29 protein-coding genes are annotated in these 25,044 nt (G+C 59.4%); 12 read left to right on the top strand and 17 right to left on the bottom strand.

Annotated elements, in window-relative coordinates:
• The first annotated feature begins 21 nt into the window (after positions 1-21).
• Complete coding sequence (locus JXQ78_RS13420) at positions 22-1,023, top strand: NAD-dependent epimerase/dehydratase family protein (RefSeq protein ID WP_330631275.1); 1,002 nt, start codon at positions 22-24, stop codon at positions 1,021-1,023.
• Here JXQ78_RS13420 and JXQ78_RS13415 read toward each other — a convergent pair.
• From JXQ78_RS13415 to JXQ78_RS13395, 5 genes are all read right to left on the bottom strand, one after another.
• Positions 1,013-1,876, bottom strand: a complete 864-nt coding sequence (locus tag JXQ78_RS13415; RefSeq protein WP_330631274.1) for a DMT family transporter — start codon at positions 1,874-1,876, stop codon at positions 1,013-1,015. The two genes, JXQ78_RS13420 and JXQ78_RS13415, sit on opposite strands and share 11 nt — an antisense overlap.
• Complete coding sequence (locus tag JXQ78_RS13410; RefSeq protein WP_330631273.1) at positions 1,873-2,346, bottom strand: SRPBCC family protein; 474 nt, start codon at positions 2,344-2,346, stop codon at positions 1,873-1,875. Before JXQ78_RS13410 ends, JXQ78_RS13415 begins: the two co-directional genes overlap by 4 nt.
• 18 nt (positions 2,347-2,364) lie before the next feature.
• Complete coding sequence (gene lrpA1 / locus JXQ78_RS13405; protein ID WP_330631272.1) at positions 2,365-2,793, bottom strand: HTH-type transcriptional regulator LrpA1; 429 nt, start codon at positions 2,791-2,793, stop codon at positions 2,365-2,367.
• Positions 2,794-3,172: 379 nt separating this feature from the next.
• Entirely contained in the window at positions 3,173-4,105 is a 933-nt protein-coding gene (locus JXQ78_RS13400) for a thiamine pyrophosphate-dependent enzyme (protein ID WP_330631271.1), read from the bottom strand.
• Positions 4,106-4,107: 2 nt separating this feature from the next.
• A complete protein-coding gene (locus tag JXQ78_RS13395; protein ID WP_330631270.1) occupies positions 4,108-6,018 on the bottom strand; it encodes a 2-oxoacid:acceptor oxidoreductase subunit alpha in 1,911 nt (636 codons plus the stop codon).
• A 238-nt stretch (positions 6,019-6,256) separates the two neighbouring features.
• Between JXQ78_RS13395 and JXQ78_RS13390 the strand changes: the two genes are divergently transcribed.
• Positions 6,257-6,967 (top strand): DICT sensory domain-containing protein, encoded by a 711-nt coding sequence (locus tag JXQ78_RS13390; protein ID WP_330631269.1) that lies wholly within the window; start codon positions 6,257-6,259, stop codon positions 6,965-6,967.
• Between the two features lies 1 nt (position 6,968).
• Here the strand turns inward: JXQ78_RS13390 and JXQ78_RS13385 are convergent, their stop codons facing one another.
• Positions 6,969-7,316 carry a hypothetical protein gene (locus JXQ78_RS13385; protein ID WP_330631268.1) on the bottom strand — a complete coding sequence of 116 codons (348 nt, stop codon included), beginning with the start codon at positions 7,314-7,316 and terminating at the stop codon, positions 6,969-6,971.
• 93 nt (positions 7,317-7,409) lie between these two features.
• Here JXQ78_RS13385 and JXQ78_RS13380 point away from each other — a divergent pair, with 93 nt between their 5' ends.
• From JXQ78_RS13380 to JXQ78_RS13370, 3 genes are read left to right on the top strand one after another with little or no spacing between them, the layout of a single operon-like run.
• Entirely contained in the window at positions 7,410-8,516 is a 1,107-nt protein-coding gene (locus JXQ78_RS13380) for a tRNA (guanine(26)-N(2))-dimethyltransferase (protein ID WP_330631267.1), read from the top strand.
• Between the two features lie 52 nt (positions 8,517-8,568).
• Positions 8,569-9,411, top strand: a complete 843-nt coding sequence (locus JXQ78_RS13375; RefSeq protein WP_330631266.1) for a YihY/virulence factor BrkB family protein — start codon at positions 8,569-8,571, stop codon at positions 9,409-9,411.
• Positions 9,412-9,431: 20 nt separating this feature from the next.
• Positions 9,432-9,806: a ribonuclease BN gene (locus JXQ78_RS13370; protein WP_330631265.1), complete on the top strand. Its 375-nt coding sequence runs from the start codon at positions 9,432-9,434 to the stop codon at positions 9,804-9,806.
• A 37-nt stretch (positions 9,807-9,843) separates the two neighbouring features.
• Here the strand turns inward: JXQ78_RS13370 and glnA are convergent, their stop codons facing one another.
• On the bottom strand, positions 9,844-11,217 hold the full coding sequence (glnA, locus tag JXQ78_RS13365) for a type I glutamate--ammonia ligase (RefSeq protein ID WP_330631264.1): 1,374 nt from the start codon (positions 11,215-11,217) through the stop codon (positions 9,844-9,846).
• 128 nt (positions 11,218-11,345) lie between these two features.
• On the opposite strand from glnA, the gene lrp reads away from it, so the two are divergent.
• From lrp to JXQ78_RS13350, 3 genes are all read left to right on the top strand, one after another.
• Positions 11,346-11,804, top strand: a complete 459-nt coding sequence (gene lrp / locus JXQ78_RS13360) for an HTH-type transcriptional regulator Lrp (RefSeq protein ID WP_330631263.1) — start codon at positions 11,346-11,348, stop codon at positions 11,802-11,804.
• A 208-nt stretch (positions 11,805-12,012) separates the two neighbouring features.
• Positions 12,013-13,221 (top strand): MFS transporter, encoded by a 1,209-nt coding sequence (locus tag JXQ78_RS13355; protein WP_330631262.1) that lies wholly within the window; start codon positions 12,013-12,015, stop codon positions 13,219-13,221.
• Between the two features lie 114 nt (positions 13,222-13,335).
• Positions 13,336-14,313, top strand: a complete 978-nt coding sequence (locus JXQ78_RS13350) for a bile acid:sodium symporter family protein (RefSeq protein ID WP_330631261.1) — start codon at positions 13,336-13,338, stop codon at positions 14,311-14,313.
• An 80-nt stretch (positions 14,314-14,393) separates the two neighbouring features.
• On the opposite strand, the gene thsA is transcribed toward JXQ78_RS13350, so the two are convergent.
• The 7 genes from thsA to paaA form a co-directional block, all read right to left on the bottom strand.
• A complete protein-coding gene (gene thsA / locus JXQ78_RS13345; RefSeq protein ID WP_330632831.1) occupies positions 14,394-16,073 on the bottom strand; it encodes a thermosome subunit alpha in 1,680 nt (559 codons plus the stop codon).
• A gap of 138 nt (positions 16,074-16,211) precedes the next feature.
• Positions 16,212-17,084 carry a rhodanese-like domain-containing protein gene (locus JXQ78_RS13340; RefSeq protein ID WP_330631260.1) on the bottom strand — a complete coding sequence of 291 codons (873 nt, stop codon included), beginning with the start codon at positions 17,082-17,084 and terminating at the stop codon, positions 16,212-16,214.
• Between the two features lie 82 nt (positions 17,085-17,166).
• Positions 17,167-17,337 (bottom strand): PaaD-like zinc ribbon domain-containing protein, encoded by a 171-nt coding sequence (locus JXQ78_RS13335; protein ID WP_330631259.1) that lies wholly within the window; start codon positions 17,335-17,337, stop codon positions 17,167-17,169.
• The gene (locus JXQ78_RS13330) at positions 17,334-17,735 is read right to left on the bottom strand and encodes a metal-sulfur cluster assembly factor (RefSeq protein ID WP_330631258.1); all 402 of its coding nucleotides are present in this window, start codon (positions 17,733-17,735) and stop codon (positions 17,334-17,336) included. Before JXQ78_RS13330 ends, JXQ78_RS13335 begins: the two co-directional genes overlap by 4 nt.
• Positions 17,725-18,561, bottom strand: coding sequence for a 1,2-phenylacetyl-CoA epoxidase subunit PaaC (paaC, locus tag JXQ78_RS13325; protein ID WP_330631257.1), 837 nt, complete (start codon positions 18,559-18,561; stop codon positions 17,725-17,727). The genes JXQ78_RS13330 and paaC overlap by 11 nt, the downstream gene beginning before the upstream one ends.
• A complete protein-coding gene (gene paaB / locus JXQ78_RS13320; protein WP_330631256.1) occupies positions 18,558-18,869 on the bottom strand; it encodes a 1,2-phenylacetyl-CoA epoxidase subunit PaaB in 312 nt (103 codons plus the stop codon). Before paaB ends, paaC begins: the two co-directional genes overlap by 4 nt.
• Positions 18,866-19,771, bottom strand: coding sequence for a 1,2-phenylacetyl-CoA epoxidase subunit PaaA (gene paaA / locus JXQ78_RS13315; RefSeq protein WP_330631255.1), 906 nt, complete (start codon positions 19,769-19,771; stop codon positions 18,866-18,868). The genes paaB and paaA overlap by 4 nt, the downstream gene beginning before the upstream one ends.
• An 86-nt stretch (positions 19,772-19,857) precedes the next feature.
• Between paaA and JXQ78_RS13310 the strand changes: the two genes are divergently transcribed.
• The gene (locus tag JXQ78_RS13310; RefSeq protein ID WP_330631254.1) at positions 19,858-20,505 is read left to right on the top strand and encodes a helix-turn-helix domain-containing protein; all 648 of its coding nucleotides are present in this window, start codon (positions 19,858-19,860) and stop codon (positions 20,503-20,505) included.
• An 80-nt stretch (positions 20,506-20,585) separates the two neighbouring features.
• Positions 20,586-21,365, top strand: coding sequence for an SDR family NAD(P)-dependent oxidoreductase (locus JXQ78_RS13305; protein ID WP_330631253.1), 780 nt, complete (start codon positions 20,586-20,588; stop codon positions 21,363-21,365).
• A gap of 5 nt (positions 21,366-21,370) precedes the next feature.
• Here the strand turns inward: JXQ78_RS13305 and JXQ78_RS13300 are convergent, their stop codons facing one another.
• The 3 genes from JXQ78_RS13300 to hisI are packed head-to-tail and all read right to left on the bottom strand — an operon-like array spanning position 21,371 to position 23,709.
• On the bottom strand, positions 21,371-22,162 hold the full coding sequence (locus JXQ78_RS13300; RefSeq protein ID WP_330631252.1) for a sugar phosphate isomerase/epimerase family protein: 792 nt from the start codon (positions 22,160-22,162) through the stop codon (positions 21,371-21,373).
• Positions 22,163-22,199: 37 nt separating this feature from the next.
• Positions 22,200-23,312 carry a DUF7118 family protein gene (locus JXQ78_RS13295; protein ID WP_330631251.1) on the bottom strand — a complete coding sequence of 371 codons (1,113 nt, stop codon included), beginning with the start codon at positions 23,310-23,312 and terminating at the stop codon, positions 22,200-22,202.
• A 7-nt stretch (positions 23,313-23,319) separates the two neighbouring features.
• Positions 23,320-23,709 (bottom strand): phosphoribosyl-AMP cyclohydrolase, encoded by a 390-nt coding sequence (gene hisI / locus JXQ78_RS13290; RefSeq protein ID WP_330631250.1) that lies wholly within the window; start codon positions 23,707-23,709, stop codon positions 23,320-23,322.
• Positions 23,710-23,798: 89 nt separating this feature from the next.
• Between hisI and JXQ78_RS13285 the strand changes: the two genes are divergently transcribed.
• On the top strand, positions 23,799-24,731 hold the full coding sequence (locus tag JXQ78_RS13285) for a universal stress protein (protein ID WP_330631249.1): 933 nt from the start codon (positions 23,799-23,801) through the stop codon (positions 24,729-24,731).
• A gap of 13 nt (positions 24,732-24,744) precedes the next feature.
• Positions 24,745-25,029, top strand: coding sequence for a hypothetical protein (locus JXQ78_RS13280; protein WP_330631248.1), 285 nt, complete (start codon positions 24,745-24,747; stop codon positions 25,027-25,029).
• The last annotated feature ends 15 nt before the right edge of the window (positions 25,030-25,044 follow it).

The raw sequence follows: 25,044 nt of genomic DNA, 5'->3' as shown, positions 1-25,044 counted from the left end.
CCTCCGGAGACGATCTAATATATGACAGCCACTGAAAGCGCTCGGCCAACCGTGGCCATAACTGGTGCGGCCGGCTTTACTGGGAGTCGACTCGTTCGTGAGCTTACTGCAAGTCACCCCTCGTGGTCGATCGTCGCTATCGACAATTTCTATCGAGGGAGCGTTCGTTCGATCGGTGACGTTCCTGTACAGCACGTCGACGTTCGTGACCGAACTCGACTCGAATCCGTACTGGATGGTGCTGATGTCGTCGTCCATCTCGCAGCGCTCAGCGGCGTCGATGACTGTCAATCAGACCCTGACATGGCCTACGAGGTCAACGTTGTCGGCACTGGGAACGTTGTCAACTGGTGTCAGAAGACGGGTGCTGGGCTGGTATTCCCGCTGAGTATGGCGATCGTTGGCGATCCACAGACGTTCCCCATCACCGTTGAGCATCCACGCCAGCCGGTGAACTGGTACGGACGAACAAAGGTGATCGGCGAGCAACTCGTCGATTCGATGGCACCAGAGGCGTTTCCGGCACAGTGTTTTATCAAAGCAAATCTCTTTGGAGCCCACGAAATCGACGGCCAGGTCGTCTCCAGGAACAACGTCGTCCAACTGTTTACAGAGCGTGCGCTCCGAGGCGACGATCTGAGTGTCTACGAACCGGGAACACAGGCCCGCAACTACCTCCACGTTGGGGATGCGGCACGGGCCTACGTTCGGAGCGTCGAAACCGTGTTGGAGCGCCGATCGAACGGTACCACCGGCGTCGAAAAGTTCGAGATTGCTGCCGACAACTCACCGAGCGTCCTTGACGTCGCTGGGCTCGTTCAGGAAATCGCCGCAGAACGCGGCCATTCAGTTGGCATCGAACGGGTCGAAAATCCTCGAACCGAAACGTTGGTGTCCGATTTTGCGGTCGATACGACGACCGCAGAATCGCTCCTCGATTGGGAGGCCCAGCACGGACTCACCGAATCGATTGAGGAACTGTTCGAGCTGCTCAGCGACCGACGGCTTTCTGTCACTCACTGAGTGCTGTAATTGCGATTCCACAGAGCACAACAGCACCGCCAACAATCGTCACGGCCGAGGGCATTTCACCGAACACCACCAGACCGAGCAGCGTCGCGCCCACGGGCTCTCCAAGCAGCGCGACGCTCACCACGGTGGACCGAACGTGCGCGAGCACCCAATTGATCACCGTGTGCCCGAGTAGTCCGGGACCAACCGCCATCGCGAGAAACAACAGCCAGTCCGTATCGGAATACCCAACCAGCGTATGCCCACTTGCGATCGCCAACAAACAGAGCACCACCGCACACGCCGAGTAGACGACAAGCACGTAGCCGATCAGGTTGACGCGTCGTCTGAGTGATCGGCCAGCCAGCACGTATCCACCAGCCAGCGCTGCACCAGTGATCGCCAGTCCGTTGCCGAACAGTGAGCCCTGGGTTGTGGGCGCACCCGAGAGGAACACCATCCCACAGAGCGCCACCGTGATACCCACAACCGTCTGGCGAGTGACGCGCTCGTTGAGCACCACTCCAGCACCGATTACGACAAAAACAGGCTGACACTGGACGAGCGTCACGCTCGCCGCAATGGATGTCCATTCCAGACTTTCGAACCACGTCGCAAAATGCAATGCCAGCGCCACGCCGGCGAGCACGCCACCGAGTGTTGCCCGTCGATCGATTCCTTCGATCAGTTTACCTGGACGGACGACCGCAAACGGGACGAGTAACACCACTGTGAACGTGACACGATACAGCGCCGCGATGATACTCGGTGCGGTCGTGGCACGAACGAGCACTGCGCTCGTGCTCACGGCGAGGACGGCAACCGCCAGCCCGGCGGGCGCAAATCTGGTGGACCCCTCGCTCACGGTGTGCACTCCCGTCGGGTTCGCCAGTGTCGATATCGGAGCCCCACGCCGATCATAGCCCGGACGAACGGGTCGAGCCAGGCCACGCGATCACTGAGGCGATAGGCGATGCGATCGCGGACGATCGTTGACTCACCATCCCCGTAGCAGAGGTGGTAGTGCTCCCACCGTTCGAACAACCCACTATCCATCGAATCAACGAACCACGCGGTCGTGTCTGTGTGCTGTCGTTCGGTGATCGTCGTTGCTACTCGTATCCGTGGTCCAACAAGAAACGGTCGAAATGAGAGAGTAATCTCCGATCCAGCAGGGAGATCGTCAGGGGACGTACCCACCGGCGATTGGATGGTCTCAATCTGTAGTCCGAACACCGATGGCGTAAGAGCACGGAGTCCATCGATGCTGGCGTACAACGCCCACACCGCTGCGATCGGGACACGGACACGACACTGTCGGTCGATGGCGGACATTACACTGTCTGGTGTGACTCACTTGAGTCGCTCTTGTAAAAACGTTGGATGGGCGGCGGTGACGCCATCAACCGATTCGATCTGTTCGCTGATGATATCACCGACGGCGTGACCGTCCGCGGCGTGGACCTCGGCCATCAGCATGTGATCTCCTGAAGAGGTGTACAGCGCCTCAATCCCGTCTCGCTCCTGGAGTGTTCGGGTTACCTCCACGTACTGTTCGCTCTCGACATCGACGCCAACGAGCGCAATCGAACGACCCGAGAGCTTTTTCGGATCGATATCAGCGGAGTATCCAATGATCACCCCCTCCGATTCGAGTTTGTCGATATATTTACGAACCGTTGGCTTCGAAACGTTTGCCCGTGCTGCAATCTCGGCGTAGGAGGCCTGTGCATCCTCCTCTAACACCGAGAGAATACGGTCCTCAGTCGTGTCCGTGCTCATAGATCTATATTTTGTATCGGAGAAAAAATACCTTCCGAATCAGTAAACCACCCGAGCGTGCCTAAAGTGGTGATCAGTTCGATACGTTGTCGATATGAAAATGGAAACGACGTACTATCCTCTGTGAAGGCGCAGAGACGAAATGGCAGATGGGTTTGTACAACACTTTTGGAATCGGTTGCCAACGATGTCCATTGTGCTCGGTCTTGCAATGCTTGGATGCAATCGACGGGCTGCCGAGTGAGACACAGACCGGAAACGAGTTTTCACTTCCAGTGACCGTCGTCATGCTGTTGGTTCTCGCGGTGGACTCTGGGGTTACAACGTCTTCGGCGGCACCGATAGCGAAGAATAGAGACAGAGACGACAGAGCGGTGCGTTATCGGTGTCGATGCATGAGATCGGCCGAGCGCTCCCACTCGTAGTCGTCGTCGAAGTAGCGTTCGGCCAGCGGCTGCTCTGGCATCTCACCGGTGCGCTTTTTCTCCTGGTCGTACGATGGGCGATCGTCCTGATAGAATCGCCCAGTGAGGACCTCACCGTCGGCGAGTCTCGTTTCGGCTTCGTACATCACGTCGCCGGCGTCGCGCCGGTTGCCGAGATTGAAGTCGAATTCGTCTGCATCCTGCACGTCCGTGTAAGGGACGTACTGCTTTGCGTCCTTGTTCCAGGTCGGACACTGCGTGAGGAAATCGATGTGTGCAAAGCCATCGTGTTCGAACGCCTCCACGAGGATCTCCTTTGCCTGTCTGGGGTTGACGGCCGCCGTGCGCGCGATGTACGACGAGCCAGCCGAGAGCGACATCGACAACGGGCGGATCGGATCTTTGGCGCTGCCGTGTGGCTGGGTCTTCGATTTGTGACCCTTCGGACTCGTCGGGGAGGTCTGTCCCTTCGTGAGCCCGAAGATCTCGTTGTTGAAGACGATGTACACCATGTCGTGATTCTCTCGGGCCGAATGCATGAAGTGGTTGCCACCAATGCCATAGCCATCACCGTCTCCGCCAGCAGCAACGACTTCAAGCTCTGGGTTGGCCAGCTTTGCGGCTCGTGAGATCGGGAGCGAACGGCCGTGGATTGAGTGGTAGCCGTAACTGTCGAAATACGACGAGAGCTTCCCCGAACAGCCAATGCCAGTGACGAGCAAGACTTCGTCTGGGTTCTTGCCGAGTTCCGTCATTGCACCCTTCAGCGCTTTCAACACGCCAAAGTCGCCACAGCCGGGACACCACGTGGCCTGGGGTTCGATACCGGGGGTAAACTCGTTCTGATCGACGTCGCGGTCCTCGCCGATCGCGCTAAATGCACTCATGATCAGTCACCTGCTGCAGGAACGAATTTGGTGTTTTTCGAAGGTTCGTCCCCACCACCTTCGACGTGCGTTTCGAACTCGGCTGCGATTTCTTCCGGTTCGAACGGGTTGCCGTTGTACTTCAGCAGACTCGAGAGCTTCGAACCAACGTCGCCGAGCTCTTTCTGGGTCAGTCCGCGGAGCTGTGCGCTGGCGTTCATTTCGACGACCAGACAGTGATCGACCGAATCGAGGAACGCCCGGACTTCTGCTTCGGGGTACGGGAGAAGATCGCTCACGCCAAGCGCCTTGACCGAATAGCCCGACTCGGAGAGCACATCGACTGCTTCCTCGACGGTTCCCTGCTGGCTGCCAAACGTCATCAGGCCGTACGTGCGGTCCTCATCGACTGCCTCGGGCGGATAGACGGTCTGATTCGACGTTTCTGCATCATCGAGCGTCGCACGAATCGAGGTGAGCTTCTCCATCCGGCGGTCCATCTGTGCGATCCGGTTGTCCGGATCCTCGCTGATGTGTCCGGACGGATTGTGTTCGTTACCGGTGACAAGAAATCGTCCGTTCTCCTGACCGGGGATCGAACGAGGGCTCACACCACCCTCACCGTCGTAACGGTAGCGTTCGAACTTTCCGGAGGCGTGGTGGGGCGCATCTTCGAGTTCGGATTCGGTTAGCACCGACCCGAGCGACGGATTTGGCTCGCGGTCGAACACCGACTCGTCGACATTTTTCAGCTCGCCACCCAGCTTCTGATCGTACAGCACGATCGCCGGAATGTGGTAGTCGTATGCGATCTGGAACGCCCAGCGCGTCTGTTCGTACGCCTCCTCTGCCGTTCCTGGCGCGAAGACGACACGGTTCGAATCGCCCTGGCTCGTGTACAACACGTGCTCTAAGTCGCCTTGCTCGGGTTTGGTTGGCATTCCGGTCGATGGACCGGCACGCATTGCCTCGACGAGCACGAGCGGCGTCTCTGCGATCTCGGCCAGGCCCAGCGGCTCGGACATGAGCGCAAAGCCACCACCGGAAGAGCCCGACATCGCTTTTGCCCCGGCGTGAGAGGCCCCAATTGCCAGCGCAGCGGCAGCGATCTCGTCTTCGACCTGTTCGGCAATCCCGCCGAACTCGGGGAGGTTTTGTGACATGATCGTGAACACGTCGGTCCATGGCGTCATCGGATAGCCAGAGATGAACCGACAGCCCTCATCGATCGAGCCGTAGGCGATCGCCGTGCTCCCAGAGACCAGCACTTGCTGTTCGTCGTGGCCGGCTCCTGGATCCGGCATGCGAATGTCGTGTGTGAACTCCCTGGATTCTACCTCTGATTTGGCGATCTCGAGGATCTCCAGGTTCTGCTCTAAGATCTCGCCGCTCATTCGCTCTTCCATCAGCTCCTCGATCGGAGCGAGATCCATCCCCAACAGCGCGGCCGTCGCACCAACGCCGGCCGTGTTGCGCATCACTTCACGACCGTGTTCGCGGGCAAGTCCGCGGAGATCGAGCGGATAGACGTGCCAGTCGTTCTCGTCGGCCCGCTCGTTTAAGTCCGCGAGATCGTCATCGCCGAGCAGCCCCTCGTCGTAGACGATGACACCCCCCTCGCGAAGTTCATCGAGGTTCTCCGTTAGCGGCTTTACCTCCTCATTGCCGTAGTAGGCGTCTTCCTGTGGATTACGGGCAAAACTGTCGCCTAGTGCAAGCAGGAAGTTGTAGCCGTCACCCCGGGATTTTACCTCGTGTGGAGCTGCCCGAACTTCGACGTATGTGTGACCGCCACGAATCCGGGACGGATAGTGTCGGTGGGTGAAAATATTCAAACCGGACCGCATCAGTGCCTTGGCGAAGTTCTTACTGGTCGAGTCGATCCCGTCGCCGGACCCACCAGCAATTCGCCAGAGTAGCTCATCATTTGTCATGCGTAATCACGGCCCATCAGGCCTGTATCTTCTTCAACAGGGGCTGCTGACTAAAATGTTTATCATGTGTTAGCACACATCGATTATGATGAATAAGGGTCTATCATGACCATAAGGACAGTCAAACATCAATTGGCGCATCGGATATATCACAATATTGATTATATTCAGAACGAATCGATCAACGAGTACGATGGGCCCCCGTCTATTTAGCCATCGCCACGGGAGATAGCTGTGGATGACGTTGACTGAGTTGATAGCCGGTGTTGAAGCCCAGCGCAAGACGCTCACGGTGTTCAACGCGACGGCGGCCGAGACGATTGCTCTGCGGGATCATTTCGCCGACCGTAATATCGATGTGGTTGCCGGAGATTCGACGGACGGTCCAGAGCGATTTGTGGTGTTGAGTGACGGAGAGACGTTTCTCACGGCCACAAGCGTCGAAACCGTACTCAGCGGCGGGGTCATCGAGACACCCAATGGGGGACAGACCCGACCGATACTGGACTATCTCGATGAGACAACGTTCACCTCTTACGACACTGAACAGATGGCGGCTGCTTCAAACGAGATCGAAGACCGGGCCTGGCGGGTTGGTGCTGGCACGGTGTATGCCGGTTTCGGGACGGTCCGTGATCTGTGCTTCCAGCTCGAAACGTACGAACGGCTCGCGAGTCGTGCGTCGCTGTCGGTGCAGCTCTATGCGGTTCCCAACCAGGAAATCCCCGACCACGACGATGTCGTCATTCAGCTTGAGCGCTCACAGGAGATCGAATCGACGTGGTTCGTCGTGTTCGACGGCAACGGGATGGATGAGAAAAAATGCGCACTGTTGGCCCAAGAGCGCGATCCTGGGAGCTTCTATGGGTTCTGGACGTACGATCCAGGCACCGTCGACTGGATCGTCGACCATCTCCTCACCAACTACACGATCACCGACGTGCCCTGAATCACAGAAATTCCCGGACTTCGGAGTAGTACATGTCGTGGTGGTCCACAGCATTGATTCGCGTTGCGATCTCGACGGCTAGCTCGTGCCAGCACCGCTGTGATGGGTCGTCGCGTTCGAGGTTGTAGCGGCTGTCGTCGCAGGTGCACGCACCGTCTTCGATCACGTACTCGTCAGTGTGGCCGACAACGACGGTGAAATCCCGATAATCCTTGACGCGGCGTTCGCCGACGGCTTCGATCGCGCGAATCCCTCGTGAGCCGTGGATGTCCACGATGCTATCGACGATATCGGGAGAGAGCTCACCGGCAGCCTCGAGCGCCTGCTCGTACTCCTCGACGGCAATCACACCTGTTGGTTTGCCTGCTAGAACCAAAATAGGTTCGAAAGGGCGTACGCCGTCGATCGGTGTCGTTTTTCGGGCGCGTCTCCGTTGATCGATATGGACGTTACGGAGGGACGGGTCACCGTATCGGTTCCCGAACAGCCCGACGCCGGCGTGGGGGATGCGGTGTTTTTCAACCCGAAACAGGAGCTCAACCGGGATCTGACGGTCGCCATGCTCGATTACTGGGCGGATCGCACCCAGGAGCAATCCTATCTGGACGCGACTGCAGCGTCTGGAATTCGTGGCGTGCGTGCGAGTGCCCACGGCTGGACGGCAGCCTGTTGTGATCACGATGAACGCGCAGTCGAGCGGTGTCGCGACAATTTCGATCGGAACGGGCTTGCTGGCTCGGTTCACCACCGAGACGGAAACGCATTCATGTCAGAGCGACGCTTCGATGTCGTGGATCTGGACCCGTTCGGGACGCCGATGCCGTTTGCCGACAGCGCCGTCAGGGCAACCCGATCGCTGCTCTGTGTGACCGCAACCGACACCGCGCCGCTCTGTGGCGCGCATTTCGAAAGCGGCGTTCGATCGTACAGCGCCATTCCGCGCAACACCGAGTATCATTCGGAGATGGGCCTTCGCATCCTGTTGTCAGCGCTTGTACGGACGGCTGCCCGCTTCGACGTTGGAGTCCGGCCCGTTCTCAGTCACGTCACTCGCCACTACGTCAGAACGTATCTCTCGCTCGAACACCGTGCCACCGACGCCAACGCGGCGATCGACGAGTTGGGCTACGTCTATCACTGTGAAGACTGTCTCTACCGGACGAGTTCGGCCGGACTGATTGCCGATCCGCTCGATTGCTGTCCGAACTGTGGAGGCGAGCGACTACTGACTGCCGGGCCGCTCTGGCTCGGTCCGGCACACGACGCAGAGATCGTCGCGGGCGTTCGAGCGCAACTCACACCGGAGCTCGGAACGCACTCTCGAGCAGATCGACTGCTTGAGACGCTCTCTGACGAACTCCACCGGCCGACACACTACGACCAGCACAAGCTCTCAAAGCAGTGGGGGATCTCAGCCATCGGGATGGATGAGTTTCTGGATCGTCTCAGAGACGCCGGCCACGAGGCATCGCGCGCGCATTTCGGCGGGACGACATTCAAAACCGACGCTACTGTCGCCGAGATCGAGGCCGCGACGGTTTACCAGTAACGGGCATTTCCCGAGCGCAGTTATTTTACGGTCCCTCCCGAACGGATCATACGTGACCCTCGAGAAACGTCGGCTGATTGAGACGATCACAACGATCGTCCGTGGGGTCAGCGAAACGCAGGTGACGTTCATCGCCGCGAGCCTCGCATACTACGCCTTTATCTCACTGATCCCGCTATTGATGCTCTCGATCGCCGTTGGGACTGCACTCGGTGGAAATCGGTTCAGATCCGCAATCGCTGCACCCGTCACCGACGCGGTTGGTCCAGGTGCGGGAGCACTCATCACGTCCGCACTCACCCAGTCCGGACACGCCAGTGCGACGATTGTGGGACTGATCGTGTTGCTATGGAGTTCGTTGAAACTGTTCCGTGGGCTCTCCGTTGCGTTCGCAACCGTTTACGACGCCGATAGCAATCCAGGGCTGCTCTCACAGGTGTTCGACGGCCTCGTCACCCTCGTGCTCGTCGCGGTCGGGATCGTACTCACCGTCGCGCTTGGAACCGCAATCGCAACCGCGAATTACTCCATCACCCTGTTTGGCATCGACTTTCTCGGGACGGCCGGTGGAATCGTTAATCTGCTCGGATTGACACTCGTGTTGTTGCCGCTGTATTATTTTCTGCCAGCGACAGCAATCACCATTACTGAAGCGCTACCGGGAGCGATCTGGGGTGCACTGGGCTGGACCCTGTTGCAGACCGTGTTTCGGATCTATGCCACCCACACCTCGAAATACGCGGCCTATGGCGTTCTTGGCGGCGTCTTGTTGCTGGTTACGTTTTTGTACTTTGGCGCGCTCGTGTTACTGATCGGCGTCGTGATCAACGCGACACTCGCCGGCGAGCTTTCAACTGGTGGGCTGGACGACACGGAGACGGAAGCTCCAATGTAGGGCCACCCATTTGTTGGTGTATGAGCGACGAGCGAGCCTCCAAAGAGGAGTTGCGAGCCGAGTTGCAGTCTCTCCGTGACCGACAGGACGAGTTCGAAGCAGAGATCGACGACCGGACAGTTCACCGCGACGAACTCGAACGAGAGCTTCGACGCTACGTTCGACGGCGCGCTCGGCGGTCGAAAGCACGGGGCTGGGGTCCGTATCTCGTCTTGCTGTACGGAACCGCAATGACGATCGGGGCGTTTTACTATCTCGAAGGGGTCTGGGCAGTGCTGTCGATGCTCGTCATCTGGCTCTCGACGCTCGGGCTGTACGTCTTCATGCTCGTTGTCGGCTTCGGACTCGGGCTTGCTGGCGTTCCGGGGCGACTCAGAGACAGATTCCTCTCATAGAGGTGGTTCCACTCAAAAATACGGCTGCGATCGGTTTTTAAAACGTTTCGAGATAGCGGTCGATTTCCCAGCCCGAAACTGCCGCGCGGTAGTCGTCGTACTCGGCACGTTTTGCTTCGATGAACTTCGAGGCAACGTGTTCGCCCAGCGCATCCATGACGAGTTCGTCTTCTTCAAGCGCGTCGATTGCCGCACCGAGATGGGGCGGAAGCGTATCGATGCCGTACTCCTCACGCTTTGCTTCGTCGAACTCGTAGATGTTCTCACGAACCGGATCGGGTGCTTCGAGCCCGCGTTCGATGCCATCAAGCCCGGCCTGCAGCATAACAGCCAGTGCGAGATACGGATTACATGATGGATCCGGCGAGCGAAGCTCGATACGGGACGCTGCCGGCGTCCGTGCAGCTGGCTTGCGAATGAGTGCCGAACGGTTGACGTCGCTCCAGGCAACGTAGACGGGTGCCTCGTATCCTGGAACGAGTCGCTTATAGGAGTTGACCGTTGGGTTGCAGACCGCCGTGATCGCCGGGGCGTGTTCGAGAACGCCGGCGAGGAACTGTTTTGCCTCCGTCGAGAGGCTGAACTCGTCGTCCTCGTCGTGGAAGACGTTCTCGCCGTCCTCGGTGAACAGCGACAGGTGCGTGTGCATGCCGCTGCCGTTAATGCCCGAAATCGGTTTGGGCATGAACGTCCCGTGAACGTCGTGTTCGGCGGCAATAGCGCGCACGACGGCCCGGAACGTGGCAATGTTGTCTGCCATGGTCAGTCCGTCGCCGTATTTGAAGTTGATCTCGTGTTGGCCTTCAGCGACTTCGTGGTGGCTGGCTTCGACCTCAAAGCCCATCTGATCGAGGCCGTAGATGATGTCTCGGCGCACGTCGCTAGCAAGGTCCTTCGGCGCGAGATCAAAGTAGCCCCCGGCGTCGTGGGTCTTCGTCGTTGCCCGTCCGTCCTCTTCCTCAAAGAGGAAAAACTCCGGCTCGGGGCCTGCGTTGAGCGTATACCCCATGTCGCCAGCCTTTTTGAGTGCACGCTTGAGCACCTGTCGTGGATCGCCCGCAAACGGACCACCGTCGGCAGCCTCGTGAACGTCAGCGATCAGCCGAGCGCTTGCAGTGCCGTCCTCACGCGAGCGCCATGGCAAGATTGCGAACGTGCTCGGGTCGGGCATGAGCCGCATGTCCGACTCCTGAATCCGAACGAACCCCTCGATCGAGGAGCCATCGAAGTAGATCCCCTCGGTGAACGCTTTCTCCGCCTGACTGGCCGGAACGGAGACGTTCTTCACCGTGCCAAGGATATCTGTGAACTGAATGCGAAGGAAATCGACGTTGTTTTCCTCGATCGCATCGAGCACGTTTTGTGCTTCTACGCTCAGGCCACCATCCGTGGCAATACTTTCATTTCCCATTGTTCTTTGACGTACTACTCAATCATCCACATGGTTAAAACCGTACTGGTTCCCGCAAGCAGGCCGTCTCTCAGCCGATAACTGGATATTCGTAAAATTATAGTGTGTCCATCGAGTGTAGTGATGTAATGACGTATGAAAACCTGGACGAGAAGTTGGTGAACGCCCTCCTCGACGACGGCCGTTCGAGTCTTCGTAACCTTGCGGAAAAGCTCGACGTTTCGGTGACCACCGTTTCGAATCACCTTAGCGATCTTGACGAAGCCGGCGTAATAAAGGGATACACGCCGAAAGTTGACTACAGCGCGCTCGGATACGATGTCACGGCCGTGATCCAGTTAAAAATCGAGGGAAGTGCGATCACCAGCGTGGCCGAAACGCTGCGAGAAGCACGACAGATGGTGTCGGTGTATGAGGTGACGGGCGACCACGACGTGATTGCGATTGCGAAATTCAGAGACACGGACGGGATGAACGAGCAGATCAAACAGCTGCTCAACGACGCGAACGTCAAAGAGACCAACACCAGCGTGGTGTTGAACACGGTCTGTGAAAACGAGCAGTTCCCGCTCGACGTTTCGGAATAAGCGCTCGCGAAAGACGCATCGACGAACGAGGAATTCGCGGTTTTTGCTGTGATACTGTAAGACAGAGCAGGGCTCAGAGTACAGTATTCAGGGCCACGAAGCCGCCAAGAGCGGTCAGTATGAACTCCCGTTTGGGGTTTCGTTGAGACGAACGTGAGCAGTGATCCGGATCCAACAGTGACATAAATCCACCTGCAGTGGTGGTACTATGGCCCGATATTTTTCTCCGATCAGTCGATTCTATCTGTATCGCGCGCTCGTCGCCGAGGGATTCGTCTACCCAATCATCACCATTTACGCGCTCGCGAACGGAATTTCGCTCTCGATGATCGGGCTTGCCACGGGCTCGTTTTTCCTGGGGACGCTGCTCGGGGAGCTGCCAACCGGCTATCTCGGTGATCGCATCGGCCGGCGCAACAGCCTGTTCGTTGGGGCCACGTTGCTTTCGGTGACGCACATTGGTTTTGCGTTCACGGAGACGGCAACGGCGTACGTGGGGCTCTATGCGTTCTGGGGTGTGGCGGCCACGTTTCGCTCGGGGAGTGCTGACGCCTGGTTGTACGATACGCTCGCTACCACGGACGCAACGGAGCAGTTCACTGCCTACCGCGGCCGTGCGAGCAGCATATTCTATGCCTCTGCCGCGACGACCGCGCTGGTAGGCGGGCTGTTGTACGAGATGGCACCCTCGCTGCCGTTTCTGGCAGCGGCCATCTGGACCACACTGGGAGCCATCGTCGTCGCAACGCTTCCGGAGCCACCGGTCACCGAACGAGACGATCAGTTTTCGATTTCACAAGCAATAGCAGCGCTCTCGGCGATCGTCTCGAACCGACGGCTCGGGACGTTCGTTGTGCTATCGGCGCTCGTCCTTGCGGTTCCAGAAACCGTCGAGATCTTCGTGCAGCCGATGATGCAATCGATGGGCATTCAGCCAGGGCTGTTCGGCCCAACGTACGCCCTGCTGATGGGAGCGGCCGCACTCGGATCGTCACAGGCGAGTCGACTCCGGGAAATGATCGGAACCGGACGGTGGTTTGCGATCGGTCCCGTGGTGCTGGCGGGAGCGCTCTCGATTGCCGTAGTGTTTCCGGTGGTTGCCATTCCCGTCTTCGTGTTTTCCCGTGGATACAACACCGCCACAGAGACGCTCGCAACCACGTTCTGCAACGACCAGCTGGTTGCGCACGGCCGTGCCACCGCACTCAGTGGCGTTTCGATGGTGTATGCGTTCGTTTTCTTCGGTGCCCGCTCAACAGGCGGACTGCTCGCAGCTCACAGCTCACCGCTACTCGCACTTGCAGGATTCGGCGTCGCCGTACTCGTCGGCGTTGGCGTGATCCATTGGCGCGTCTCTCCGTTCGCCAGCGCCCAAGCCCACCGCGAACCGACGGAAATCACACGAGAACAGCAATGAGCATGCCCACATCGATCGACTCCTATCCTTCCTGTTTCGACAACGATACGGTTAGGCTGACAAATCCCACGGCATGGACTGTCATACTGTCCACAGGTTACATGGAGGCTACCGATGAGCGTATTCGACACCGTGCGACGAGCGAGTGCGATAGCGAATCGGCTGTTCGTCGTCTGGGTGCTCCTTTTTTCGGGGATAGCACTGCTCTATCCGCCGGCATTCACCTGGATTGATCCCTATATCACCCCACTGCTCGGGGTCATCATGCTCGGGATGGGGATGACACTCCAGCCTGCGGATCTACAGCGGCTACTTGAACGACCGCGCGACGTCGCCATCGGTGCGCTCACGCAGTGGCTGGTGATGCCGGTCGCCGCCTACGGACTCACAGTTGTGCTCTCGGTACCCCCCTCGCTGGCGCTGGGGATCGTTCTCGTTGGAGCGGCTCCGGGCGGGACCGCCTCGAACGTGATGACGTATCTTGGAGACGGCGACGTGGCACTGTCTGTCGCCATCACGACCGTCACGACGATCGCAGCACCACTGGTGATGCCGGCGTGGGTCATCGTTCTGGTAGGCGAACAACTGTCCGTCACGTTCGCAGCGCTGTTCGGGTCCATTGTGCAGGTGGTCCTCGTTCCCGTCATTGCCGGAGCCACGCTCCGATACGTCCTCGACCGACGTGCACCAGAGTTGGCAGCCAAAAGCGTCGATATCTTCCCACTGCTTAGCGTGGCCGCTATTGTGGCCATTGTGGCCGCGGTTGTTGCAATGAGCAAATCGACGATCCTCACCGTCGGAGCCGTCGTGCTACTGGCCGTCGTCGTACACAATGCGATCGGGCTTGGGACTGGCTACGGCGTGGGACGGCTCACTGGAATGTCCGAAGACCGGGCGCGCACCTGTGCGTTCGAAGTCGGACTCCAGAACAGCGGCCTGGCTGTCGCACTCGCGACGGCACACTTTTCACCAGCAGTCGCACTCCCCGCTGCGCTGTTTAGCGTCTGGCATAACGTAACGGGCCCTGCCCTGGCGTCATATTTCTCCAGCGATCGATCGAGGGTATCCTCACCAGTGACGGCTGACGACTAACGTCTCCGCAATCGATTCAAAAAGGAAAAATCCGCAAGCGATCGGTCTGCTCTGTGTTAGTGATGTGGCGTTGGCCGGGCTTACATCGCGCCGCCCATGCCGCCCATACCGCCCATGCCACCCATACCGCCCATGCCGCCTGGAGCGCCGCCTGGGCCGCCGGGTGCGTCGTCTTCGTCGTCGTCGCCCGAGCCACCCTTGAGGTCGCCAGCAGCGATGACGTCGTCGATCCGGAGGATCATGACGGTCGCCTCGGTGGCGCTCTCGACAGCCTGGGTTTTCACGCGCAGTGGCTCAACGACGCCGTCGTCTTCCATGTCGACGACATCGCCGGTGTAGGCGTCGAGGCCGGCGCTCTCTTCGCCGCCGTCGTGGCGGCTGCGGAGATCGACGAGCGAGTCGATCGGATCGAGACCAGCGTTCTCGGCGAGCGTCCGTGGGATCACGTCGATCGCATCAGCGAACGCTTCAACGGCCAACTGCTCGCGGCCGCCGACACTGTCGGCGTAGTCGCGTAGTTCGAGCGCGAGTTCGGTTTCGGGAGCGCCACCGCCTGGGAGCACCTTCCCGTCTTCGAGCGTGACGCGAACGACGCCGAGCGAGTCCTCGATGGCGCGCTCGACTTCGTCAACGACGTGCTCGGTGCCACCGCGGAGGATGAGCGTGACCGAGCGTGCTTTTTCGACTTCCTCGACGAAGATGCGGTTGTCGCCGCCGATGTCCTTCTCGGCGACCGAGCCAGCGAAGCCGAGATCGTCGGTGGTGATGTCCTCGATGTTCGAGACGATGCGACCGCCCGTCGCGCGGGCGAGCCGCTTCATGTCGGACTTTTTCGCCCGGCGGACGGCGATGATGCCTTCCTGGGCAAGGTAATGCTGTGCCATGTCGTCGATGCCCTTCTGACAGAAGACAACGTCGGCACCGACATCGGCGAGCTGCTCGACCATCTCCTGGAGCTGAGCCTCCTCCTGGTCGAGGAACTGCTGGAGCTGGTCCGGATCGGTGACGTTGACCTCGGCGTCGATCTCGGTTTCCTGAACCTCGATCGCCGTGTCGATGAGCGCAACGTCGGCGTCCTCGGCGAAGTACGGCATGTTGTCGTGGACGCGCTCTTTGTCGATGATGACGCCTTCGACGAGTTCGGACTCATCGATGGCGCTGCCAACGACCTTCTCGAGTTTGACGTTGTCCGTGTCAACGCCATCGTCGTCGCTGACCGAGCGAACGGACTCAACGACGAGCTCAGCGAGCAGCTCACGGGCGGACTCGGCACCTTTGCCCGTCATCGCCGTTGCGGCGATCTCTTCGAGGATTTCCGTGTCATCTTCGGAGACATCGATCGCCATCTCCTCGAGGAGCTCTTTGGCCTTCGCTGCGGCCTGTCGGTACCCCTGTGCGAGAATGGTGGCGTGGATGTCCTGCTCGAGAAGGTCCTCTGCTTTCGCGAGCAGTTCACCGGCCTGTACGACTGCCGTCGTCGTTCCGTCGCCGACCTCGTCTTCCTGGGTCTGAGCGACCTCGACGATCATGTTGGCTGCCGGGTGCTCAATGTCCATCTCGTCGAGAATGGTGACGCCGTCGTTTGTCACGACGACGTTGCCCGTCGAATCGACGAGCATTTTGTCCATTCCTTTCGGACCGAGGGTGGTTCGTACCGACTCGGCTACTGCCTTCCCGGCGGTGACGTTCATCGACTGCGCGTCGCGACCCGAGGTTCGCTGGCTTTCCTCGGACAGAACGATGAGGGGCTGATTACCCATCTGTTGTGCCATAATCGGTCAATGATTGATTGTGCTTCTACATAAATGTACCGAAACAGGAGAGCCCAAACCCGTCACGGCGCCGTTCCGTCCCGGATGGTAATGGTTCCCAGGACGAACTTTAACTACCGATGAGCGTTATCGGGTACCAACGCGAAGGGTACCGCTGGTGGTGAGGGTGCCCGTCGTGAGCTCACCGAGGGGCTTTTCGACGGTGTATGCCGGGGTTTCGATCTCGATGAGTGAATCGTCGGTTACGTCGTAGAACGGGAGATCAAGCTTGTAGCTGCCGTCCTGGTCGATATCGGTGACTTCTTTCTGTCCGCTGTCGCGATGGAACGCCCAGGCTTTCTCGCCGGCGAATTTTGCGGCAGTCTCGCCGATGATCGTTCTGACGTTCGCCTGCTGGTCAACGTCCGATCCTTCGAGCGGATAGTTTCGTTCTTGCCATTCGAGATAGCCCTCATCCAGTGCCATCACGTGCTCGTAGCCCTGATTGATGAGGCTCGCTGCCCGCATCGAAGAGAGATGATGCGGACAGGCACAGTAGGTGACGATCCAGGCGTCTTTGGGCCACTGTTCGGCGGGATCGTTGTTCGATTTCCCATCTTCTGCCGGACTATGAACGGCCCCCGCAATGTGGGATTTCCCGTACTGCTTGGCTCCACGTGCGTCAACCACTCGAATGGCCCGGTTTTGATACCATTTGTACACGTGATCGATCGGTGCGAGGGGAACTTCCACACCGCTTTCGAGTTTCGACTGATATCCATTGACGGCCGCCGCGGTTGGCTCTGCCGGAACATCGCCGGACGTGGTGGTCTCCGTACTGGCGTTCGTGGTGGTGTTCGTCCCGGCGTCGGTCACGGTTTCTGGCGCATACCCGTCGCCACCGCCACCGTCGGTTCCACCATCCGAATTGTTCGGTTTCAAACAGCCGGCGAGTCCGACCACCACCGACGTACCGGTCGCCGCGAGTAGACGGCGGCGGGAAAGCGTTCGCCCGTTCATCTATACAAATCGTTTGCGATCGGGCTGTATTACGTTATTGATTTCTCTACCCGTGTATGCGAGGAATAGTCGCTCACAGTCGTCACTCGATCGTTTCGAAGGGTTCTGCACAGACGTTGCAGAAGTAGATGGATCGACAGAGCGATGGCCCCTTCGGATGCTCAAGATCGGTGTCAGACGAACCACAGTACGGACAGCGTGCGTCCGCCGAGCTGTCACCTGCCTCAACGCTCGGATCGGGTGGGGGCGTCACTGTACCGACACCCCGAACGATTCGAGCGCCGCTTTTCCGTTTGCAGAGACCATTTCAATCGACCATGGCGGATTCCACACCAGTTCGATCGAACAGGTTTCGATTGGATCGAGCTGTTCGACGCGCGCTTCGATCGTTTCACACAGCAGATCGCGAGCCGGACAGCCGCTGTAGGTGAGCGTGAGTTCGACTGTTGCCACACCATCGGTTACTGACACGCCATAGATCAGCCCCAGATCGACAATGCTAATCGGCATCTCCGGATCTTCGACGGTCTCGAGGGCCTCGAAGACACGCCGTTCGATCCCTGTCGCAGTTTCGCCACGGGCTGGCACTGGCATCTCGCTGTCGGTCGTCCCCTCGTACGACGGATACGGGCAGGGATCCTCAGCCGTCATTGTGCTCACTCGTGATGGTTGGGGTGTGTGCTCGATCCAGCTCCCGGTACGTTCGGGTGAAATCATCGTAGAGCGAGAGCCAGGCCGCAACGTGAGGGTCGTGGCGACCGGGATCCTCGGGGAGCCCCTGCGGCAGTTCAACCACAGGCACAGACACGTCGATCGAATCGAAGAACGTGCTCGTGGTCTGAATCCACTGCCCTCGCAACGAGGGAAGCGACTCCGTTCTGAGACCAAGCGATTCGATCACGTCAGTTTGTGTGGGCTCGCCGGGTTCGAACAGCGCGAGTGCGTAGGGATAGAGCCGATCTACCGCGTTTTGTACCGTCTGGCGACCCTCTGAATCCACACAGAGCCGCTTGATCCAGGTGGCCGCGTGCTCGCGGTGATACTCCTCCTCGGTGGTGATCCGCTCGATTCGGTTGGCGATTGGCGCGTACGCAGAGCCGGCAAGCGAGTCGAGTCGAAGCCCTTCGGCGGTATCGTACAGATAGCTCCGAACGACCGCATCCGCCCAGTCACCCGTCTCGAACGGGAGCGCACAGAGCGACGCGTGATAGAACGCGTCGGGATCGCGCTCAAACAGCAGTTCGGGCTCATCGTAGCCAAGATCGGCCACCACGTCGTACCAGAGTCGGGCATGGCCGAGCTCATCCTGCGCAACGTTCGCCAGCGCGAGATCGGACTCTAACGTTGGCGCACGGACCTGCCATTCGGTGTAGCGCTCCGCGAGGACGAACTCGTCATCAGCCAGCGGAAACACCAGCGCTTCGATCGCCGCTCGCTCGTCCGCCGAGAGCACATCCGGGCCAGACAGCGAACTCATGCGGAATCACCCGCCACGGATCGCTGTTCGCGATCGGAGTCCTCGATCTCCTTTGCGAACTCCACATCAACGTTGTACGCCGACACCCAGCGGTAGGTCTTATCCGTCGTTCCACCGAATCGGTCGGTCTCGTCCGTCTGGCTCGCGATTTCTTTCTGTGGAACGACCCAGAGGCTGTTGGTTGGCTTGCGTCGGGCGTGCTGGATCTCGGCGAACAACAGCGCCATCTCTCGGTCCGGCGCGTGGACGTTGCCACAGTGGGTGTGATACCCACCAGGCTCGTCCTGTCTGAACACCTCCCAGATCATGCGGTCTCACCCGAAATTGTGGCTCTGACCCACGCAACTGCGTCGTGGGCGCTCGCACGAGCGTCGATCTGTTCGTGGCTGCCGGCGTAATCGTTGTTTGCCACCGCCCAGAACTCCTCCCAGTCGAGGTCGTCCTCCTCAACGACGTATCGACCGTCTTCCTCGCGAATGCGTGGTTCATCGGGGATCTCGAGCCCATATTCGGTGGCCTTTGGGAGATACGCGTTGAGAAACGCCTGGCGGAGCTCGTCGTTGCTCATCGTTTTTAAGCCAACCTCAGCTGCGAAATCATGGTGGGTGGATTCGTCGTCTGTCGGCCCAAAAAACTGCAAGATACGCGGCCACCACTCCTCGAAGGCTTCCTGGAGCAACTGCTGTTCTCGGCGCGATCCGGTTGCTAGCTCGCGCATGATGTGTTCGCCGTGTTTGATGTGAAAGCCCTCCTCGAAGCAGATTTTGTCCATGGCATGGGCATACGGCTCCCAGCTCGTTCGCTTGATCGTGGCTTGGCGGCGCATCGCCGCACCGTCGACGAAAAACGCGATCATCGGGGTCTCCCACCACTCCGTCATCGGGTAGTGAAAGCAGTTGAGAAATTTCCCCTCGCCGTTGGCGAGTTCATCGAGCATCTCTTCGCGGGTTTTGACCCCCAGCGATTCGGCCGCTCGATAGAGGAGCTGTCCGTGACCGATCTCATCCTGCACCTTTGCAGAAAAGGCCAGCTTGCGGTCCAGACTCGGTGATTGGCGGATGAACGGCCGTTCGAGATACGCACCCATGATTTCTGAGTTGGCGTGGAACTGAATCATCCGTGTGGCGGCCTCGCGATACTCCCTGGGGAGGTCGTCGTGGGGACCAAACTCGCGGGGTCCGGCCCGCGCTTTACACTCCTGGAGCTCCATTGTGCTCTCGTGCTACGTGAGCAGTCCGCATACCCATTACCCACCACATGTCCGGGGTTTACAAGTGGTGGCAGTGACCACCACCCATGATCGAGGAGTGTCTCATCGTCGAGTTCGCGATCGACGGCGACAACTGTCCGCTCGCGGACGCCACCGCAGCGACCGGCGTTGGGTTATCGGCACAGCCTCCACAGTTGCGCCCGGACGGAAACTCCCTGGTGCGGTTTTCTGCAACGGCGACAGCAGCCGACACGCTCACTAGACCGCTGGATGGGGACGACCGACTCCGATATCTCCATCGGGTCGACCACGACGACCGGGCAACGTTTCGCTGTCTTTCGAAACAACCCTGTGTCGTCCACGATCTCGTGAGTGAAGGGCTGTTGCTGGAGTCGCTCGGCTACAACGACGGAACGGCAACGGTTCGCGGAGCAGTCGTCGGCTACACGGTTCTCGCGGGCGTCCGTCGCCGTGCCGAAGGGACAGTGGGAATCTCCATCCAGCGCATTTCGCCACTAAAAGCCGGCGGCAGCTCCACCACGTCGATGACAACGCGATGGGGATTGACACCGAAGCAACTCGATGCAATTCGCACGGCACGCCGACTTGGATATTTCGAACAGCCACGTCGTGCGGATGCCAGCGACGTCGCCGCCGCGCTTGAGATCTCGAAGTCTGCGTTTCTCGAACGGCTTCGACGGGCAGAACGGACCGTTTTCACACAGCTGTTTTGAAGTCTCTATCGAGCGAAAGGATGGAGTGACTGTGTAAATCCACGTCAACAGTTACCATCATGCGCACACAAGTAGTCCCTATGGGAAGGGTGTCGTACGATTTCTCGGACGAAACGGTCGTCGTCACGGGCGGCAGTTCGGGGATTGGACGGGAAATTGCAACGCAGTTCGGCGCGGCCGGTGCCACGGTGCTCATCGGCGACATTCGTGCCGATCCGAAAGACACGGACGCTACGACGCCAACGCACGAGCTGATCGAAGATCGTGGTGGCGAGGCGACGTTCGAGCGGACGGACGTGACCGATCCCGACGAGATCAAAGCGCTCATCGCGGTAGCAAAGGCCGCCGGTGGGGTTGACGTGATGGTCAACAACGCTGGACTGTTCGTCGAGTCGTCCTGGAAAGATCTCACGCCGACAGCACTGGATCGGATTCACGCCGTGAACGTTCGTGGCGTGTTCTTCGGCTGTCAGTATGCAGCACTGGATATGCTCGACCGAGACGATCCGGGCGTGATTTTGAACACTGCCTCGATCAGCTCCGAGCTCGCACAGTTCGGCCAGGTTCAGTACGACGCCTCGAAGGGCGCGGTGAAAATGATCACGCGTGGAATGGCACTCGAGCTTGCCGAGCACGGCATTCGCGTCGCTGGTGTTGCGCCGGGACAGATCGCCACGGAGTTCATCGAGGGCTGGACAGAGGCGGCGACCGAGTCTGCGGAGTTTCTGAAGCCGATTCCTCTCGGACGGGCCGGTACTCCCGAAGACGTTGCCGGTGCGTATCTCTTTCTGGCCAGCGAAGCGGCGAGCTACATCACAGGGGAGTTGCTCTGGGTTGATGGCGGCTGGCAGCTCGGGTGACCGGTTCAGAGCGCCCCCTGGAGACTATCGAGGTTTCGTTTCGAGAGCGCGATCGTCGCTTTGTTCTCGGTTCCGACCTCGTGGGTCGCGGTTCCGTGCCAGTTCGCTCGGCGAATGCCATCGAGAATCGTTTCGAACGCTATCGATCCCATTCCGACCGGGAGGTGTTCATCATCTTCGCCACGGGTGTCAACCAGATGGAGGTGGCCAATCCGCTCTGCGTGGCGCTTGATGAAAGCTGCCATCGCCGGTTCGTCCATCCCCGCCAGCAACGCATGGCTCGTGTCGAACGTCATCTGCGCTCTCGGAAATCGATCGAGCAGTTCGGGAAACGCATGAACGTCGTAGTATCCAGAGATGATGTTTTCGAGACACGGGGTGAGATCGCGTTCGTGGGCAGCGTCGATGAGCTCGCCAACGCTTTCATGGATGAACGGGAGACAGTCGGCGGCTTCCCAGCCGGCAGACCAGGCATCAGACGACGGATGAAACACGACACGGTCAGCACCAAGCGTAGCGGCGAGGTCCATTCCCCGACGACACTCCTCAATTGCGCCCTGACGAACGGGGGTGAACGGTGAGCCAATGTCGGCTGCAAAAGGGAGGTGAATCACGACACCGACGCCCGTTTGGTCCAGAATGTGGCGTTTCGTTTCAAGGTTTTTCATGCGCTCGCGCGCGTACGGACCATCCAATAGCACCTCCACGAACTCGTAACCAACGTCGGTTGCCCACTCGACGGTCGATTCGAACGAGAGTCCGAGCCCGAGCATGAACCCCTGTTGGATCGATTGCATGGCGTGCTGTTGTGTGAGCACTGCAAAAAACCTGGGCCTACGGCCGATCGTGCGCAGAAAGCACGTCCTCTAGCTGGTCGCGCCGATCGGTTGCTGTCGCGAGTTCGCGATCGGTCGAGCCGTCCCGAAGACGACGGCGTGCCTCCGGATCGAGTCGGTCGTTCGCCACCGCAATTGCTCGCAGCTCTGCGTACGTGGCCGTTCGCGTCAGCTGTGCTATTGATCTGAGCTGTGCGACCGTCTTCGCGTCGGCGAACGCATCAATCACGCTGATCAGCTCATCGATCCGATAGCGGACGTAGTCGGCCTGTGGTGGGGGCCAATCGATCGTCAGTGGCGTCGAATTGAGTCGTTCGAGATACGTTCGGCTTGAGCCGATCGCCTCGAGCAACGCCTGTGGATCATCAACGTAGTGAGCAAGCTTCGAGCTGGAGTACTCGGCGTATTCGAGCAGCGTGGGAATCGGTTCTGTACCAACCGGATGGGTTTCCAGATACGTCGTGAGCCGATCCGGTGGCTGGGTGACAGAGACGAGGGGATAGGCTGTCGTCGCGGTGACCCAGTCCAGCAGCTCGGTTGCTGGTGCGGTCTCACGAAACGTTCGGAACGAGTCTCGGATCGCCTCGTTGTATTCTTGAATTGGCGACTGCAGCGGATCGATCGATCGTTCGAGATCGAGATCGGCGTACGACTGGAGCCGCCGAAGGTCATCGATCCGATTTTCGAGCGTGGATAGTTCGCGCTCCAGTTCGTGATACGCCTGGCGATACTCTCGTTCGAGTTCGTCGTGGCGATCGGCGAGCTCGGCCAGTTCCCGTGCCGGTGTCAGCGCAGCGCGGGCTCGCTCGAAATCCCGTTCGGAGAGATTACGCTGGTCCAGCTTCTCATCTGCGGCGATGAACGCGTCGCGCTCGGGAAGTCCTGCAGGCAGTCCGTCGATGAATTCGACGAGTCGATTCTGAAACTCCACGTAGCCCTCGAAGTCGTCCCAGTCGGTCGCACGCTCCTCGTAGCGATCGAACAGGTCGAGTAGCGCGTTGTACTCCGTCCGGACCGTCATAACCGACTCCTGGCCCGCAGCATCGAGCTTTGCGCTGATCGATTCATACTCGGTTCCAATCGTTCGGAGCTGATCGATCGAGTCGCTCATCGATCGGTCAGTCGTAGACGGCCTCCGGATCGAACACCCGCTCGCCAGTCGTTGTCGTCGTGGCGCTTTTTCCACCCTCGCTTACCGCATCGACCGTCCGATAGAAACACGATTCGTGCCCAGTGTGACAGGCACCACCCTCCTGTTGGACGACATATACGAGCGCATCGCCGTCACAGTCGACGCGAATCGACTCGACGTGCTGTACGTTGCCGCTCGTCTTTCCTTTCTGCCAGAGTTCATCGCGACTCCGCGAGTAGTAATGTGCCAGTCCCGTCTCTTCGGTTCGTTCGAGCGCTTCTGGTGAGACGTACGCCAGCATCAACACCGTCCCCGACTCGGCGTCCTGTGCGACAGCCGGCATGAGTCCATCCGCAAACGCGAGATCGACTGTCATGTGTTCTCGAAGGTGGTGTCGGTGGATATGCCTTGTGACACCGACGGGTGGGAAGGCTTTTGTCTGTCTGGTGGTAACGTTTATCACTAATGGTTGACGATGCGAGCGCCGCAATCGAGGCGACGCCCGAGGAGGCTGGGCCGCTCCCGTCGGCCAATTATCGCATCGCCGTCGCGCTTGATGCGCCCCGCAACACCGAGCAGCTCCTTCGGACAGCACTCGATGTGGCAGCGGACCACGACGGTGAGGTGTTAATCCTTAGTGTCATCACCAAAGAGCGGAGCTCGCCGTTTTCGATTTTTGCAGACGAATTTATCAAGCGTGAGTTCTGTGGTGATCGTCGGGCGATCCTCGATCGAGCGCTCGAACTCGGAGCGGGTTCTACAGTTCCAATTCGTGGTCGGTTGCTGGTTGCACCAGACGTGTCACGAGCAATTGACGGTGCCGTCCTGGAGTTCGACTGTGACGCCGTGTTGCTTGGCTGGCGCGATCGCAAGCGATCGGAGTCGGTGTTCGGGCGCAACGTCGATCGCGTCGTCACGCATGCGCCGTGTGACGTGCTCGTCGAAAACATCGGTCACCAGGCCGATGGTGTCGATCGGGTGCTCCTTCCGGTGGGGAAGGGTCCCAACACGACGCTCGCTGCGGAAGTCGCCCGGGCGATCGCACTCGCCAACGACGCCGTCATCGATGTCTGTCGGTTGATCGATTCGGACGCCACGGATCACGACCGAGAGCAGGCCCACGAGCGTGTTCGTGCAGTCGTCGAAACGATCGGCGCGTCGGTCCCCGTTACTGAGCGGGTTGAAACGACTGATTCCGTCACCGATCTGCTGCGCCAGCAAACCGACGAGCACGATGTGACGGTCCTCGGTGCGACTGATCGGACCTGGACCCAGCGGCTCGTCGTCGGGCCAACGCCCGAGCAGGTGGCCCAGAACGCAGATAGCACCGTGATCATCGCACGGCGGAGTACGCGACTGAGTTCGAGGATTCGGTACTGGCTGCGCCGATTGGCGTAGCCGGGATTCCAGTATGGGTTGGCCTCCCACCGATTCGGTGTCACAGGTTCGTTTCGACCGACAGAACGAGTTTTTATGGACGGCTCAGTTCGGTGCCAACGGGATCCGTCTCTCACGAGACAACACACCGATCGTCGATCGACTGGGAACGCTCGAACTCTTCGGGGGCCAGACGGTGGGGCAGGTGCAGATTCTCGCTCACGACGCCATCAACAGCGGGGCGGTGACCGTCACCGATCACACATTAAGCGCGCCGATCTCCGTGGCCGGACGAGACGACCCCACGCGTATGGGGTAGACGCGATGCAGGGTG

Source organism: Halocatena halophila (assembly GCA_027563145.1).
Lineage (GTDB): Archaea > Halobacteriota > Halobacteria > Halobacteriales > Haloarculaceae > Halocatena > Halocatena halophila.
This window is presented reverse-complemented; position numbering and strand designations above follow the sequence as displayed.

Bases quoted from the DNA above. Each gene is read 5' to 3' on its own strand.
- JXQ78_RS13390 (WP_330631269.1), top strand. From the start codon at position 6,257: ATGACGTTGACTGAGTTGATAGCCGGTGTTGAAGCCCAGCGCAAGACG.
- JXQ78_RS13350 (WP_330631261.1), top strand. From the start codon at position 13,336: ATGAGCGTATTCGACACCGTGCGACGAGCGAGTGCGATAGCGAATCGG.
- JXQ78_RS13400 (WP_330631271.1), bottom strand. From the start codon at position 4,105: ATGAGTGCATTTAGCGCGATCGGCGAGGACCGCGACGTCGATCAGAAC.
- JXQ78_RS13370 (WP_330631265.1), top strand. From the start codon at position 9,432: ATGAGCGACGAGCGAGCCTCCAAAGAGGAGTTGCGAGCCGAGTTGCAG.
- JXQ78_RS13410 (WP_330631273.1), bottom strand. From the start codon at position 2,346: ATGTCCGCCATCGACCGACAGTGTCGTGTCCGTGTCCCGATCGCAGCG.
- JXQ78_RS13355 (WP_330631262.1), top strand. From the start codon at position 12,013: ATGGCCCGATATTTTTCTCCGATCAGTCGATTCTATCTGTATCGCGCG.
- JXQ78_RS13295 (WP_330631251.1), bottom strand. From the start codon at position 23,312: ATGAGCGACTCGATCGATCAGCTCCGAACGATTGGAACCGAGTATGAA.
- lrpA1 (WP_330631272.1), bottom strand. From the start codon at position 2,793: ATGAGCACGGACACGACTGAGGACCGTATTCTCTCGGTGTTAGAGGAG.
- lrp (WP_330631263.1), top strand. From the start codon at position 11,346: ATGACGTATGAAAACCTGGACGAGAAGTTGGTGAACGCCCTCCTCGAC.
- paaA (WP_330631255.1), bottom strand. From the start codon at position 19,771: ATGGAGCTCCAGGAGTGTAAAGCGCGGGCCGGACCCCGCGAGTTTGGT.
- JXQ78_RS13305 (WP_330631253.1), top strand. From the start codon at position 20,586: ATGGGAAGGGTGTCGTACGATTTCTCGGACGAAACGGTCGTCGTCACG.
- JXQ78_RS13420 (WP_330631275.1), top strand. From the start codon at position 22: ATGACAGCCACTGAAAGCGCTCGGCCAACCGTGGCCATAACTGGTGCG.
- JXQ78_RS13280 (WP_330631248.1), top strand. From the start codon at position 24,745: ATGGGTTGGCCTCCCACCGATTCGGTGTCACAGGTTCGTTTCGACCGA.
- JXQ78_RS13285 (WP_330631249.1), top strand. From the start codon at position 23,799: ATGGTTGACGATGCGAGCGCCGCAATCGAGGCGACGCCCGAGGAGGCT.
- JXQ78_RS13300 (WP_330631252.1), bottom strand. From the start codon at position 22,162: ATGCAATCGATCCAACAGGGGTTCATGCTCGGGCTCGGACTCTCGTTC.
- JXQ78_RS13395 (WP_330631270.1), bottom strand. From the start codon at position 6,018: ATGACAAATGATGAGCTACTCTGGCGAATTGCTGGTGGGTCCGGCGAC.
- paaB (WP_330631256.1), bottom strand. From the start codon at position 18,869: ATGATCTGGGAGGTGTTCAGACAGGACGAGCCTGGTGGGTATCACACC.
- glnA (WP_330631264.1), bottom strand. From the start codon at position 11,217: ATGGGAAATGAAAGTATTGCCACGGATGGTGGCCTGAGCGTAGAAGCA.
- JXQ78_RS13330 (WP_330631258.1), bottom strand. From the start codon at position 17,735: ATGACGGCTGAGGATCCCTGCCCGTATCCGTCGTACGAGGGGACGACC.
- hisI (WP_330631250.1), bottom strand. From the start codon at position 23,709: ATGACAGTCGATCTCGCGTTTGCGGATGGACTCATGCCGGCTGTCGCA.
- thsA (WP_330632831.1), bottom strand. From the start codon at position 16,073: ATGGGTAATCAGCCCCTCATCGTTCTGTCCGAGGAAAGCCAGCGAACC.
- JXQ78_RS13340 (WP_330631260.1), bottom strand. From the start codon at position 17,084: ATGAACGGGCGAACGCTTTCCCGCCGCCGTCTACTCGCGGCGACCGGT.
- JXQ78_RS13310 (WP_330631254.1), top strand. From the start codon at position 19,858: ATGATCGAGGAGTGTCTCATCGTCGAGTTCGCGATCGACGGCGACAAC.
- JXQ78_RS13380 (WP_330631267.1), top strand. From the start codon at position 7,410: ATGGACGTTACGGAGGGACGGGTCACCGTATCGGTTCCCGAACAGCCC.
- paaC (WP_330631257.1), bottom strand. From the start codon at position 18,561: ATGAGTTCGCTGTCTGGCCCGGATGTGCTCTCGGCGGACGAGCGAGCG.